This is a genomic window from Desulfoconvexum algidum (genome assembly GCF_055382125.1).
The window spans coordinates 3,264,584-3,279,944 of sequence record NZ_AP042394.1 but is presented as its reverse complement, the minus strand read 5'-3'; the positions used below and the strand labels follow the sequence as shown (position 1 = coordinate 3,279,944).

General features: G+C 40.7%; 8 protein-coding genes. 2 read left to right on the top strand and 6 right to left on the bottom strand.

Features of this window, described 5'->3' with window-relative positions:
- Positions 1 to 123 precede the first annotated feature (123 nt).
- On the bottom strand, positions 124 to 1,932 hold the full coding sequence (locus tag ACZ45G_RS15105) for an SLC13 family permease (RefSeq protein ID WP_464179531.1): 1,809 nt from the start codon (positions 1,930 to 1,932) through the stop codon (positions 124 to 126).
- A 1,133-nt stretch (positions 1,933 to 3,065) separates the two neighbouring features.
- On the opposite strand from ACZ45G_RS15105, the gene ltrA reads away from it, so the two are divergent.
- Positions 3,066 to 4,469, top strand: a complete 1,404-nt coding sequence (gene ltrA / locus ACZ45G_RS15100; protein WP_464179528.1) for a group II intron reverse transcriptase/maturase — start codon at positions 3,066 to 3,068, stop codon at positions 4,467 to 4,469.
- A 484-nt stretch (positions 4,470 to 4,953) separates the two neighbouring features.
- The gene (locus ACZ45G_RS15095) at positions 4,954 to 6,201 is read left to right on the top strand and encodes a histidine kinase N-terminal 7TM domain-containing diguanylate cyclase (RefSeq protein ID WP_464179526.1); all 1,248 of its coding nucleotides are present in this window, start codon (positions 4,954 to 4,956) and stop codon (positions 6,199 to 6,201) included.
- A 262-nt stretch (positions 6,202 to 6,463) separates the two neighbouring features.
- Here the strand turns inward: ACZ45G_RS15095 and ACZ45G_RS15090 are convergent, their stop codons facing one another.
- The 5 genes from ACZ45G_RS15090 to ACZ45G_RS15070 all read right to left on the bottom strand — a co-directional run bounded on the left by ACZ45G_RS15090 (position 6,464) and on the right by ACZ45G_RS15070 (position 15,335).
- The gene (locus tag ACZ45G_RS15090; protein WP_464172986.1) at positions 6,464 to 6,625 is read right to left on the bottom strand and encodes a hypothetical protein; all 162 of its coding nucleotides are present in this window, start codon (positions 6,623 to 6,625) and stop codon (positions 6,464 to 6,466) included.
- A 623-nt stretch (positions 6,626 to 7,248) separates the two neighbouring features.
- A complete protein-coding gene (locus tag ACZ45G_RS15085) occupies positions 7,249 to 10,053 on the bottom strand; it encodes a hypothetical protein (RefSeq protein WP_464179524.1) in 2,805 nt (934 codons plus the stop codon).
- A gap of 1,908 nt (positions 10,054 to 11,961) precedes the next feature.
- Positions 11,962 to 12,651, bottom strand: a complete 690-nt coding sequence (locus tag ACZ45G_RS15080; protein WP_464179522.1) for a PAS domain-containing protein — start codon at positions 12,649 to 12,651, stop codon at positions 11,962 to 11,964.
- A gap of 413 nt (positions 12,652 to 13,064) precedes the next feature.
- The gene (locus ACZ45G_RS15075) at positions 13,065 to 13,430 is read right to left on the bottom strand and encodes a response regulator (protein WP_464179520.1); all 366 of its coding nucleotides are present in this window, start codon (positions 13,428 to 13,430) and stop codon (positions 13,065 to 13,067) included.
- A gap of 48 nt (positions 13,431 to 13,478) precedes the next feature.
- Entirely contained in the window at positions 13,479 to 15,335 is a 1,857-nt protein-coding gene (locus ACZ45G_RS15070) for a PAS domain-containing sensor histidine kinase (RefSeq protein WP_464179518.1), read from the bottom strand.
- Positions 15,336 to 15,361 lie beyond the last annotated feature (26 nt).

Below are 15,361 nucleotides of genomic sequence, written 5' to 3'. Positions count from 1 at the left end.
CGGAACATCGGAAAAGGAGGAAATAAACTCTTTAAAATTTGTTATTGTTACCCAGTGGGTGTAAGTCCTACTTGATTAAAGCGTAGTCAGCAGATCAATAGGAAAGTCCGAGGGTAAGCCACGCTACAAGGATAAAAGAGTAACTGCAGTCACTGCCATGACGATGGACAGGCCGATTCCAACCTTGACAAAATCCCTGGTCTGATAGCCACCGGGGCCCATGATCATCAGATTGCACTGATGGGCGAATGGGAGAACAAAGGCGCAGCTTGCGCCGTAAGCCACGGCAAGAAAGGCCTTGCTTACATCAACGCCACTTGATTCCGCTGCTGCGTAGGCAACGGGTGCCAGAATAACCGCTGCTGCTGCGTTGTTCGACGTGGTGCTGAGCAACGCAGAAACGGCAAACAGCACACCGAATACATAGAAAGGACCTAAGCCCATTCCCGGAGGGAACAATGTTGTCGCCAATTTTCCAGCAACACCGGTCTGGAAGAGGGCATCACCCAGAGGCACCGTACCAATGATCAGAAATAGGATGCGCAGATCGATTGCTTTTTGAGCACCTCGAAGCGAGACGCAGCCGGTGGCCGCCATCAGCAGCGCGCTGGCAAGTCCGCTGACCGCAAGGGGCAACAATCCAAGAACTGGAGGTAACAGGGCTGCTGCCATAAGCAGCAGAGCTAAGGGTGCGCGCCGAACATCCTCCTCGGATTGCTGCCGGTCCAGGATAATCAGATCATCACTCTCTTCAAGTTTTCGAATGTTCCGGATCGGCCCGTACACGATCAGGGCGTCACCGAGCTGCAGCGGAGTATCTCCAACTTCCTTTTCGATAAGTTCCCGCCGCCTCCAGATGGCCATAACTGAAAGACCGAACACACCGCGAAAGCTGAGGTCAATCAGGGTCTGATCGATAAAGGCGGAGTGGGGAGAAAGGGAGACTTCAGCTATGTTGATCCCGCGCCCCATTAGCTGCTCAAACTCTTCCCCAGTGGAGACCTGGATAGGGATTGATTGTGCTTTCGCCAATTTTTGCGCGTCCTTATCCCTTGCTTCCACGAATAAGATATCACCCGCCTGGATCTTCAGATCCGCCTGGATATCCAGGAATTGATCCTGAAAACCTTTGGAGCGACCAATCTGGACCACTTCGACCTGGTAATTCTTACCAAAGCTTGCCTGTGCAATCGTGGTACCGGCCAACTTTGAACCCGATGGAATGGTCAGCCTAAAGAGTTTCTTTTCAAATTGGTACCGCTTTAACAACCTTTCCAGGAAGTTTTTCATCTTCGGTGCGTCATCCAATCCAGGACGGCCAAGCAACCGGGTTCCGATCAATGCCATGTATGCAATACCGACGATTGAGATAGGTACCCCATAGATGGCGAATTCAAACATCCCCAGTGTCTGGTTTCCCCCGCTTAGTCGTTCCAGTTCACTGCCAAGGATTAGATTTGGTGTTGTTGAAATTAAAGTAAGGGTACCGCCGAGAATCGCTGCATATCCCAGAGGCATCATCAACCGTGAGGTGGGGATATTTGCCTTGCGTGATAGCACCAGCACTGCTGGCAAAAAAACCGCAACAGTAGCTGCATTAGACATGATTGCTGATAGGACGCAGGTGGTGACCATGATCAGCAGAACCAGGCTCCATTCATTCTTGCCGCCAAATCGCTCGAGCAGTCGCCCCATTAAGGTGGCGACACCACTTTCTTTGAGACCGGCCGAAAGCACGAAGATTGCTCCCAGGGCTATCACGGCATTGTTACCAAACCCTCTGAGAGCCGCTTCTGCCGGAGTAACAGTTCCGGTGATCGCAAGCACGACTGGGATCGATAGGGCAGTGGCCTCAAGCGGGATCAGCTTGCTGATGAATAGAATCATGGCTATAATCAGGGTCGAGATAGCTATCCAAGCATGAATGTCCATCCTTACAGATCTCCTATGAATTTAGTTCTTTTTACGGCTGCTGATTGAATAATTGAGTAAAATGGGATTATATCACACACCAACAGAGATTAGAATTTGTTTTTAGTTTAAAAATCATCAAAAATAGTTTTTTGGATAAAGCTGCAACCCAGTATATTCAAACAAAAGATTCCCATTAAAATCCACCAATGGGAATCTGCTTTTCTTTCAGCCTCAACATCTATCTGAAGATGCTAAAATCCCGGCATTAGCCGTGACCGGCAAGATTTTAAATGGAGCGACAGCTTCCAAAAGATATATGCGGGGTCCAGGATCTGGACGGCAGCGACTATATTAAAGTGTATGACTCACTTTTTAAAATTTCCCACAATACCACATTTGGTATAAACCAAACTTTCAATCTTAAATGTGAAATTCAAATATATTTGCGTCAAGCTAAGCCCGGAACATCGGGAAAGGAGGAAATAAACTCTTTGAAATTTGTTATTGTTACCCAGTGGGTGTAAGTCCCACTTGATCAAAGCTTAGTCAGCAGATCAATAGGAAGGTCCGAGGGTAAGCCCGGCAACGGGAGTCCTGAGCCGGACTGGATCAAGAATGTAGGCCCTGTATTGAGCTTCGAAAAGAATTTTATTGTGGTCAATGGATAAATTCTGATTTTTTTCAAATAAAATGAAGAATGAAAGCCGACGTTTTATATATGATGGAAGGCAGCAGTCCTCTGAGCGCTATGACAAGCAAAGCGGACACCACCGTAGTCCCAGACCAGGGCATGTATTCAAAGGGGTAACTCGGGAACTTGAGAGAGCCCAAAGTTTCCCTGTACAATGAAGGTTTAGGAAAGCCTTAATCAAAATTTTCCCGGTATTCAAGGCGATTGTTCAACACCCCTTGAATAAGTCTAAAAGTCATCCTCGGGATGCCTTTTGAAATCACAAACAAGTTGAACATGCATGGTATCAGGGGCGGAAAGTGAACAGCGAACAAACCTGAGATGGACTTTGGGCAGTCTTAGCGGATCATAGTACCGATGATCAGAGTACTGTACCTGATCGAGAAGGTGGGGAAGTGACGTCCAAGCGACCCACTGTAGGGAAGGAGAAGTTGGGCATAACGTAAGTATGGAAGGAATTATGGGAGATACGCAGAGATCACAAACCATATCAACGCAAAACCGTACAATTGAGAAACAGGTCACTCACAGAACAAATAGTGCCAACTCTGGCTCTGAAAGTAAGGGCAGTCCACCTATATTGGTGGGAGATGCATCTCTGAGCGGGATTGCTATACTGGCAAGGAAACATCCGGAAATGACTTTTACGTCACTGGCTCACAGACTTGATCTGGCTATGTTGCATGAAGCATTCCGCAGGGTCAAGAAAAGTAGTGCAGCAGGTGTGGACAAGGTAACGGCATTAAGCTATGCAGTTGACCTTGATCAAAACCTCTATAATCTACATCAGCGATTGTGCAGAGGTCAATACGCTGCAACACCTGTAAAACGAATCTGGATAGAAAAGGAAAACGGCAAACAGAGACCGATCGGTATTCCTGCTTTTGAGGATAAAGTAGCTCAAAAAGCAGTGGAAATGATACTTAGCGTGATCTACGAGCCAAATTTTTATAACTTTTCTCATGGATTTCGTGCCGGACACAATCAACACATGGCAATTAAGGAGTTACGGGAAGAGTGCATAAGGACAAACACTAATTGGATATTGAGTGCAGATATTACAGGGCTATTTGACAACATTGATCATGGCTATTTGAGAGACTTTCTTAAGTTGCGGGTCAATGATGGTGGGATAATACGTCTGATAGGAAAATGGTTAAAAGCTGGTGTTATGGAAGAGGGAAGACTCTACCGATCAGATACCGGCACTCCACAGGGAGGTGTGATTTCTCCTGTATTGAGTAACATTTTTCTTCATTACGTGCTGGATGATTGGTACGTTCGCGAAGTACAACCGAGGATGAAAGCGCGTAGTTTTTTGATCAGGTTTGCAGATGATTTCATAGCAGGTTTTGAATTGGAATCTGATGCAAGAAGGGCTTTAGAAGCAATGAGGAAAAGGTTTGACCGGTATGGCCTGGAACTCCATCCAGACAAGACAAAGCTATTACGCTTTGCTCGACCGGGTAAGAAGAATGATCAGGTTGAAAGGTCGGGTACATTTGACTTTCTGGGATTCACCTTTTACTTGGGAATGTCACGTCGGGGTTATTGGGTAATTATGAAGAAAACAGCCAGCAAACGTCTTCATCGTTTCAAAAAAGGTGTATGGGAATGGTGTAAAAAGAATCGGCATAAATCCTTGAAAGCGCAGTATAAAACCCTATGTAGCAAGTTGAGGGGATACTACCAGTATTTTGGAGTAATTAGCAATTTCAAGGCTATTGCAAATGCACATTACAGCACACTGAGAGCCTGGAGGTACTGGCTGTGTCAACGGTCTCAAAAAGGAAAAGTCCAATATGATGATCTTTCAGGGCAGTACCCATTACCTAAACCACGAATAGTTCATAAAATGTATTAGCCTGGTGGACAGCAAAGTTATGCGCCATATGGGGAAACCTGTTTGGCTTTCGGCTTGGTAAAAAGAGTCGGAACTGAGGAACCGTATGCGGGAATTCCGCTCGTACGGCTCTGTGGGGGGGGCGCCGGGTAACCGGTGCTTCTACCCGGAGGGAAAAGACATAATCAAATCAATCAAGATTCCATTACGGTATATTGGAGTAACCGGATTATGATCCGGGCCCCGGAAATTATTTTCCAAGAATCTGCCAAAACGTGATCTATATATTATAAAAATCACACTGACAGAATGTCCTGTTTTAAGTCCCCAAACTCATATAGTGGAAACAAAAGTTAGAAGTTAAAAAATTTTACATACCAGATAATGGAATACATAAGACTATGCTTTATTCTTAGGAGACTTCAATGTTTAATCATTTTCCATTCAGATTTTTTATGCTATTTTTGAGTTAACCTAAGATAATTGAAAGGCTCAAACAACAAAAATGATTATTAACATCAACATTGATTCTATCAGTAGTAGCATTGGCGCAATAATAACCCTGACCTTTGCCGTCTACTATTTTACATCCTACCTCATCGTAAAAAAAGAGCTACTGTATCTGGTTATAGCACTTTCTATGTTTTCTTTTTTTATCTATCTGAGCGGATACTCCCTTTACGCATCGGCAAATAAGCCTGATACTGTCCTTTTCTGGACCCGTATCTGTTATGCTGGCGGCGCATTTATAATTTATTCCAGTTTTCTTTTAAGCTCTGAAATTATCCATAAAACTTCCAAAACTTTAAGCAGAGCCACCCTGGTACTGGTTATCTTTTTGATGATTCTGATATTTTTGCCGGTGGATTTTATTTTTACCCAGAATCTGAACCCTGATAAAACCCATAGTTCAGTATTAAAAGGGCCTCTCTTTCCTTATTTGCTGGCAACGATTTTACTGGCAGATTTCCTACTAATCATCCGGTTTGTCAGGGGCCTGTTTCAGAACAAAGAAGAGATGCATTTGCTGATGCCCATCCTTTTCGGGTTGGTTTTCTGGTTTCTTGAAGCTCTTTTTGACGGTGTCTTTGGCGCAGTTCTTGGTTTGGTGAATATGAAGCTCTCACTGGGGCCTATCATCATGACCTTCTGTCTGGCCTTATACAGCGGCCGATTTGCAGAATTGCAAAATTCAGAGCTGATACGGGTAAAAAAAGAAAAAGAAAAAATTTACCATAACTTGATTTATGATAAACTCTCTGCCCTATATTCACGGGAATATTTTACTGAAATTCTGGAGCATCGGATCGTTCTTGCACAGCGTGAAGCAGTGTGTGATTGTGTCCTGTTTTTTGATGTGGATTATTTTAAAACGGTAAATGATGAACTGGGCCACAGCTATGGCGATGATCTGATTGCTTATTTGGGTCAAAATCTTAAGCAGCACTCCCGAAAGAGCGATGTGTGTGCCCGTTACGGCGGGGATGAGTTTCTTGTCCTGTTTGAAAATTGTGATCTGGAAAATGCCCAAAAAAGAGCAAAAGAGATTCAGAATCAGTTTAATCAAGGTATCTACGAGGTACTGGGCCAATGGGAGGGCAGCAAGAAGGTCTCCTTAAGCATCGGGATTGTCTACAGTGCATCCTGGGGCCTGGATCCCCAAGAAACAATCAGGAGGGCTGACTTGGCCATGTACGAGGCAAAGCAGTCCGGTCGGAATGCGGTTGTAGCTTACACAATTAAGAAAAGTTAAAACTATGGACGGATCTGATCTGTTAAAAGCGTGCTTTAATGGTATTTATCAATCAGGAGTCAAACAACAAAAACTACCAATCTTTTTTTTCACCAGTCCCCATTTTTCAAAACAATTATATACATCTGGTATCGACAAGTTTTTTGTTTCATATTTTAAATTCAAAGATATGGACTGGATGCAGACTCAAAGGGACAAACCCTTCTGTAAACTATAATTGGAGAGTAACAGTAACAGTTCTGACAAAATCCAATTGGCATTTTTACTGCTCAAAATCCACATCAATTGGTTCACCACAAAATGGACATAAATTCATATGATTCTCTTTTGTATTCCCCTCGAAAAAAAACCACTCACCACCACATCCAGATTCGTAATGATTTTCATCTTCAACAACACTAAATTTCCATTCGCATTTTTCCATATTTCCGTCCTGTATGTTTTAGATGTTAAAATCAAACCTTACAGAAGAAAGAATAACCAAAAGCGAAAACAATTTTTCAACTAATTAAGTCGATATTTATTTGATAGTACTTGTTCAAGTCTCTTTAAGGAGATGGGGGTGAAGAAGATGTCACCCATCTGAGGTTCAAGTCCGTTTGGACAAAAATTATAATAGTATATATTGTGGTATAAGGCAAATTTATTGTCGAATATGAAATTCATTTGGGAAAAAACATATTCAAATTTTCAAAGGCTCCATTAATTTTCATTGGAGAGAACCGGATTTTGCTCCAGGCCAGGAAAAATATTTTCCAGGAATCTGCCAAAATGTGATCTATATATTATAAAAAACACTCTGGAAGAATGTCCAGAAATGATGCCTGCGGTTCATATAGTGGAATCAAAATTTCAATGCTGAAAAATGTTCATATACCACATATTGGGGTTCCCAAATTTTGTCAGGACTAAGCCTAATGAATACTAATGTCCATCAGTCAAATTTTAATTGCAACTACTAATAACAAAAGAAATCAAAGCCCTTGGGTTATACGGAACCGGGCAGTCACTCCAGTCCGGTTCCGTATAGCTGGGACTTAAAAAAAATTAGCGGCCGAATGCGTTTGCAAAAGCCTCTATGGTTAACAAAGCCGTTCCTTCTGAAAGTTGCTGAGCGAAATCGGCCAGATCGGTTCCATCGATATCATAATCCTGATTAAAATCACCGGCACATGCATCCCCGGTAGTGAACCTGTAAGACGCCCGCCAGAAAATAAGATTGGCTGAAAGAAAATCAATGTCATTGTCTGGAAATGCGTCATAGGCATATACCCTGAACGTATAGGTTGTGTCTGAGTCAAGAACATCGCATGGTATTGTATACTGAGTTTCTTCGAAGAAAGGGCTCCAATAAAGGGTAGAACTCCCTACCGCATTGAAGATTCTCACTCTATAGGACACTGCCCCGGGCACTGTGTCCCATGAAATAACCGGCGTTTTCGTATCAAGGATGGTTCCGTCAACCGGTGCAATATTAGTGGCAGAAGAAAGTATACCGCCTCCTGGTCCCCCGGCTTTAGGCAGAGCATCCGTAAAAGTCTTCGTGTTGTTATCAAAATCGGTTACTTTAAATGTGTAAATCCCACTGGAGTTGCTTGTATCCTGGATCAATGCCGTATCATTGATAAATTTTTCAAAATAATAATTTCTGCCATGATCCGGTCCATCAACATATTTCAAATCCAGCTTGGTGATGCCGTCAGGATATGTGACCGTCACCTCTTTAATATTTTCAGGCACACCATCCAGATCCTGAACCATCAAGTCAAAAGACAAATAATGCATGGGTATGCCGGTATTGGGGTGCAGGGCCTGAAATAATGAAACGCCAGAACTTTGTGAGTCTATCTGGACAGCTGAAGTCCCATAGACGGCGTTGGTAAAGAACATGTTCGAATTCCATGTCCCGTTAGTCGGTGAAGAAGATCCGGCATTCTGATTATCTTCCCAGAATGTATTAAAGGTTAAAATTCTGTAACGATAAAGACTGTTTTCTTTTAAAAGTCCAGGCCAAAGGGAAAATTCACTTTCCGTATTTCTGACCCTGAACTGAAAATTTAAATCCTTATCATAAAAATCCACCTGGTAAAATGCACTCCCCGGAACGTCATCCCAATCAAGATTTAAAGCGGTACTGTCTAAAACGGTATTGTTAAGAGGAATAAGGCTTTGTTCCGGTGGATACGCTATCTGGGGATCCAAGATTAAGGTATCAGTCTTTGCATCCGTATTCAGATCTTTGTCTGTTACGGTAAAAATGTATTCACCGGCCTGGACCGTTCCATAGTAACTGTTTTTAAAGATGGCCCTGGTACCGGTTTCATTATAATCATGGTAAAGATCCATTTCGGTTGTTCCATCAGGAAAAAGAACCTTTACAGACTTTATGTTTTCAGGCACCCCCTGGGCATCATGAATTTTGATATAAAAATGTGTGGTGGTGCCGATTTCGGATTGGTTCCAGGTATAAACGCCATGACTGTCGAAGTCCAGCATGGGTTTTTGGGTCTCTTTAGGGCCTGCAATAATATATTGTTTATTCCTATCGCTGCCGGCCTTATTGTCTGTTTCCATCCACTGGTGGTCTCTAAATGAATCGATCCTGTATTTATAATAAGCGTTGGGTTTGAGAATCCCGGGCGGTAGGGTAAAAGAGGTTGTCCCGGTATAACCATTGTAAATAGTAGAAACATTCCAATTTACATCAAGTGCATAAAATCTTACCCGATAGTATTCTGAGCCGGGCACTGCATCCCAGCTCAAACTTGGCGTTGTTGTGTTAAAAAAAAGGTGCCGTGCAATGCCAATTCTCGCTCCAGGATCGGAGGGTAAACTAATGGTGCCCGAGGGTGAATAGGTATCAGTATAATCAACACTATCATTAAGGCCCAGTGCATGGAAGGTAATCGTGCTGCCGCTCCATTGCATTGACAGTTCGTAGCCGTTTCCCTGGCTGATCGGGCCAAGAACAGTACTATCAGCTATTTCTACGCCGATCATGTGACCGTCAAGCATAATATCTTTCCAGATAGAATATGTCGCATTATTCTCTTGAATTCGCACTTGACAATAAACATCAACACCATTTTCCTGCCAAAAATTTCCCATTATCCTGGCCTTTGAGGATGTTCCAGAAATGGTATCCGCTCTTACTGTGGCTTTAAGTTCGTCTAAAAATTCTTCATTTTTTAGGTTAAACGATACGGACCCGCTTGAAGTATAATAGATTTTTTTAAACCGTACCTCGCCATTTTCATAAATGACCTCGTTGGGTTGCCAGTCCCATTTTGCGGGATCAAATACGCCGGAATTAAAGTCATCGAATAAAACTCCATTGACATACACGTTATCAAAATAAGCAGTAAGAGTTTCTGTTGTATCAAAATTTGGAGAAAATGTAGTTTCAATAGGAGGGTTGATTGGGTTTACTTCAAGGGAGTCCGTTGCTTCACTCCACTCTAAATTCGAATCTTCTACTCTGAAAACATAGTCACCACTGTATATCAAAGGATCCATGGGCTGAGAAATGGTGTTATCCCAGAAACTGTAATAGGCTGTATGATCATTAACTTTCCATTCATAATTCAATACCCTCACGGTATTGTCCGGATAGGTAACTTTAACAGTATGAGAACTGCCGTCGTCAGCAATGCCGTCATAGTCGACGATCTTGATCCAAAAATCCAAGGATGTATAAGGGCTTCCTGAATTGCCTGTCCAAGTTGAAAGGCCATAGTTATCAAAATCAATTCCCGGCTGTGCTGAAAAAGAGATTATTGGCGTGGTTAAAAATACAAACCAGATGAATACCAAATGTCTTAAAAATAGGAGTGTATCAATTTTTTTGATCATTTTTCTTATGCCTCCTTTTATCTTAAAAAATTTTAAAAAAACTACCTCGGTCTTCGAATTGTAACCCATTCTAAATATTTAAAATAAATGTCAAATAAAAAATCGGATCACCTTAATGTCGGGTAGACCAGAGGAGTTTCACCTCCAACCTCCCACAGTTCCGTACGTGAACCTCTCGATTCATACGGCTCTTGCCAGCCATCCCCTTCGCTCCAGCCTCATTACAAGGCATTCAGCACTACTACAGGATGACCCACCCCCTCCATGTGCATCGATACTTTCCCCCTTCGTGGGCTTCACTTATAGGGTTTTCTCTTATCATCACATGCAGAGTTCCCACGTTCCATGTAAAAGCCTGAAGCAGGATCACGCCATCTATATGCCGGACATCACATGGACAGTAAGTAGGTGTCCTCCATATTTATCCCGGAAGCAGTTGTCGGACTCCGGTTTTGACGTCATCTTTAGCCTTTCGACACCTCATCAATGGTTCGCTTTTGCTCGTCTTCCTGAATCTCACCTGATCCTGTCATGCAGGACCTTTTCCTTCAACGCTCACCACCATGGCTTTCCGTCCCTGCTTCACAACAGGTTTGGTTTTTTCTTAAGCCTATACAGCGATTGCAAAAAACATACCAATGTTTTACAATGACAAGCGCCTGATTTGGTAGTATTTACAGTGTTCTTTAGTAATTTTTTACTGAGAAATAAATGTGCTATAATAAGAAAAAAATTTAGTAATTACTTGGTATCTATTATTCTAAATGTTTTTGTTGCATTTATTCTTTTTGGAAAATGAAATTCAATTATATAGCCGAAAGCAAAATTAAATAAACCAAGATCCCATTCAGCTATATTGGAGTTATGTTGCGAGTCACCGTAACTATCTGATTTTTAAGGGGATTTCTACTCGACTTGTGTAAATCAATATTGCCTTTAAATTCAATAGGTTATGCAATATTTTGGAATTTTTTAAAATAACTGGCAACATATTAATTTGCTGTACTACATAGGTCACCGTGTCTGGCAATATCCGTTCCTCTCGTGTTCTAACAGTCAAGCCAGTTTTTCGTTTCCGCATTATTTGCCCAAAATCTAAATCGACCAAAAGCTTCTCTTTTAATTACTATGCATTTTAGCATTAATTTCATTGAATTATTTAGCTCCATTGAAAAAATACATGTAGTCATCTTAGCATCCTTGATCTGGCACAATCAAATTTTAGGGATATCCGATTTCAACATTATATCCCCTTGTGCGGTGATATCAAGCATATTTTTTAACACTGTTTATTAAAGTAGGGCTAAAGCCTATACAGACAATGATTTTAGCCGATTACATATCTTGTAACGCATTTTCAAATTATAAGGTTCTTTTGGTTAATTTCTTCCACTTCCAGTAACCGGGATCATATTCACGCTACTGCTGGACCCGGTTCACATTTTCAGGACATGAGAAGCAGTCCCGGTTATTTGGCCTTTTTAACCATTCCCTATGACTGTGCTTTTTGCTGGCTATTCTGTATTCGGACCTGTGGCAAAATTCTTTTTTTTAATGGCGGGGATCTGGTATGAAAAAATCATGGCAGTTTTTACACCTATGCTGTCATATTTTTTTTCATAGACCTGGTACCTCCTCAGATCTATAATCGACCTATACGAAAGGCGGGCGGGGTATTGTTTAAAAAAAGGGGCGGGATCAGGCGGGATAAAACTCGCAACAAAAAAAACTGACAACATAATTGGAGAATAAGTAGATTTTTCAAAATCCTTATCAGACGTTCGGTAAAAATTATTTTTTTAAAAAAATTAGTGCGGAAGAATATATTATGATGCGGGTTATGGTTCGTAAAATTGAATTCCATTTGACAAAAAAATATCGCTAAAATGAATATCTCAGAATCCAATATCAATCGGGAATATTAAAATCAGGATACAATTTTTTTGTGCAATCAGGACAAATACTGTGGCTAAATTCAACTGTTGAATGATCCCTGATATAAGACTCGATTTGATTCCAGTAACCTTTATCATCACGTATTTTTTTACAGGATGAGCAAATGGGAAGCATTCTGTTTAGTTCTTTGATTTCCAAGAGAGCTTTTTGAAGATTATTTTTCTCTGATATCAAAGCCTCCTCCATCTGTTTACGTTCAGTAATATTGTGCGCAATACTATTAATTCCTGTTAATTGATCTGTTTTGTCATAGTGAAAATTGATGGTCCAAAGCAAATTGAATATATTACCATTTATTTTATTTATCTGCCTATTTTCAAAGGATGCTTTTAGTATCTTTTTTACAACACAGCCTTTAAACCAAGATTGAGTTTTTTTCTGATCATCAGGATGTATAAAATCAAATGCAGGCATTCCAACAATATCTTTTGGCTCGAGGCCAAAAATTTCTTTACTCATATGATTAATATACAAAAAATTGCCATTTTTATCTACTTTGGTTACAAGGTCACTCGTTCCTTCAACAAACTCTTTATAGTTCATTTCGTTTTCCCATATTGCCATCTCAGCCTGATTGTACTGGATAGTCTTACGAAAAGACTCAGCTTGCTCTATTTTCTTAAAATTCTGTTTTTTAACCATAGGAAGCTTCCTTTAATACAAAAATGAACTTTGGTCTTGGAGCAGAATGCTTGTCCTATTCCAGGCACGTTTCTAAACATTAGAAAGAAGTATTTTGAAGTTCAGGTCAATTTGGATAAAAATCACGTTACTATAAATAGTGACCCGAAGCAAATAATTCATCGGAAAAATATTCAATTATATAGCCGAAAGCAAAATCAAGTTTTTATAGATGCCATTAAATTTTATTGGAGATACACTTTTCAGCAGTTCAAACCATGAAAAATATTTTCAAAATCAGCAACTATAAATTTGTTATATTATTAACTGGAATATGAAAGAATGGCTCCTGACAATGGTTTTAGTTCATATAGTATAATCTGATCACCATATTTTAAGATCCATTAATTACCATATTTGGTGTCACCCAAAACCTACATGTCAGAGGAAAGAACCTCATTTATGACCTTGCTCAGTTCATCTCTTGTTGTAGGTTTTATTACAAAACCTGAAAAACCGTATGCCCTGAAATTAACAACTACCGGATCATCAGAATAACCTGTGATGATTATCCCCTTAACATCAGGGTCAATTTCAAGAAGTCTTTTCATGGCCACCTGACCGCCCATTCCGATTTTATTGGTTAAATCTAAAATCACCACATCAAAGGGTTCTTTGGATTCCATGGCCTTTGTATAAATTTCAACAGCCTCTTTGCCCTCAATGCAAGTTTCAACATCATATCCCAATTTGTTAATTTCCTTACCCAGAAATTTTTTGATCGCTTTTTCATCATCCATTAAAAGAATTTTTCTTGTACCTATGGCAGGTTTTTTTACAGGGTTTTCTTATGATTTTTGAGGGTCTGGTTCTTTGACAGATAAAGCTGGCAGATAAATCGAGAAGGTCGATCCTGTTTGTGTTTCAAATTCTATAGTGATTAATCCTCCATGTTTTTGAATGATGGAATAACTTACTGCAAGCCCAAGCCCCTGTCCTTTATCAGCTCCCATATCTTTTGTTGAAAAATAGGGATCAAATATTTTTTCAAGGTTTTTATTTGATATTCCACATCCCTGATCTTTGAAGGATATTTTAATATATTGGCCCTGGTTTAATGTAAGATAGCCTTCTTCAGCTATATCAATATTTTCGCATGATACCGTGAATTGTCCATTATCATCCATTGCTTCCATTGCATTGACGACTATATTACGAACAACCTGTTTGATCTGACTTTCATCAATATTTACATTTCTGACAGCATCGGCTATGGATATTTTTAGCGTGATGTTAGACCCACCCAATGCGGAAACAACCGTATCTTTTAGCAAATCATCGATGGACATCATTTTCTTAACCGGATTACCACCTTTTGAAAAGGTAATCAGCCGTGCAGACAATTCCTTTGCCTTCATACATGCTTGTTTGGCTTCCTTGAGATTTTCAGATGTTCCAAATTCAGGGTTCAGATCATCCTGGGCCAGAGAAATATTACCCATCACCACAAATAGAAGATTGTTAAAATCGTGGGCAATGCCACCAGCCAAGATACCGACAGACTCCATTTTCTCAGCTTGTATCATTCTTTTCTCAAGTGCTATCTCTTTGGTGATATCTTTCGCAATCCAAATGAAATTTGTGAGGTTGTTTTGGAGGTCTCGAACTGGAGATATTGAGCTTTTAGAGACGTATTGAGTTCCATCTTTGCGTTTGTTAATCAGATTCCCAATCCAATTACTACCGGATAGAATTGTATCCCACAGGTCCTTATATAATGATTTATCCTGGTGCCCGCTTTCCAAGAGACGAGGTGTCCTACCGATAGATTCTTGTTTCGAATAGCCTGTTATCTGCTCAAATGCAGGATTGACGTGTTTTATGATACCATATTTGTTGGTGATAACAATGGAGTCATCAGCCTGTTCAATTGCTTCAAACAGTAGTTGTCGATCAGCTTCAATTCGTTTGCGTTTAGCGATATCACGGAAATTACATTGAATTAAATTTGTCTTGTCAACCATATAAATATCGGTATCGATAATATGGCCGTCTTTGGCTATTAACGGGATATCATCAAAATGGATGATGCCCTCTTTTTCCAAGTTCTCTAATAGTTCTTGGGGAGTTCCTAAATTAAATTTAAAACCAATATCCCTCATTTGATTTCCGATACAATCCTCGGTGGAATACCCAAATATCGTGGTAATAGCCGGATTGGCATGACGAATTTTAAATTCACTTTTCTCGAGAAGCAATATCCCGTCACTTGCGGTCTCAAAAAGTCGCCTGTATCGCTCTTCAGAATCCACCAATAAGGTTTCTAATTGCTTACGCTCAGTAATATCCTCAATGGCCAGGAGAATGATTCGTTCTTTACCCATCGTTTGTTCAATCTGACGGGCATTTAACAGCATTGTTCGTCTACCGATGGTGGTAAAATTATGTTCGACCTCATAATTGTCAAAACTGGTCTTTTGGGGAAGGATGGTTTCCAGCAGTTCTCTTAGTTTAGGGATATCCCACTGTTTGTTGCCCAGGTCATAGATAAAAGCGCCTAAAGTTTCTTCCTGGATTACCTTAAATGAATCAATGAAACTTTGGTTTGCAAGGAGAACCTTTAAGTTTGAATCTAACACCAGAAGGGGTTCACGTATTGTCTCTACGATATCTTCGAATAAAGAGCGTGTCTGATCGGTTGCCATGGTGGTATCCTTCCAACATCAAATTT

Bases quoted from the DNA above. Each gene is read 5' to 3' on its own strand.
- ACZ45G_RS15105 (WP_464179531.1), bottom strand. From the start codon at position 1,932: ATGGACATTCATGCTTGGATAGCTATCTCGACCCTGATTATAGCCATG.
- ACZ45G_RS15090 (WP_464172986.1), bottom strand. From the start codon at position 6,625: ATGGAAAAATGCGAATGGAAATTTAGTGTTGTTGAAGATGAAAATCAT.
- ACZ45G_RS15085 (WP_464179524.1), bottom strand. From the start codon at position 10,053: ATGATCAAAAAAATTGATACACTCCTATTTTTAAGACATTTGGTATTC.
- ACZ45G_RS15080 (WP_464179522.1), bottom strand. From the start codon at position 12,651: ATGGTTAAAAAACAGAATTTTAAGAAAATAGAGCAAGCTGAGTCTTTT.
- ACZ45G_RS15095 (WP_464179526.1), top strand. From the start codon at position 4,954: ATGATTATTAACATCAACATTGATTCTATCAGTAGTAGCATTGGCGCA.
- ACZ45G_RS15075 (WP_464179520.1), bottom strand. From the start codon at position 13,430: ATGGATGATGAAAAAGCGATCAAAAAATTTCTGGGTAAGGAAATTAAC.
- ACZ45G_RS15070 (WP_464179518.1), bottom strand. From the start codon at position 15,335: ATGGCAACCGATCAGACACGCTCTTTATTCGAAGATATCGTAGAGACA.
- ltrA (WP_464179528.1), top strand. From the start codon at position 3,066: ATGGGAGATACGCAGAGATCACAAACCATATCAACGCAAAACCGTACA.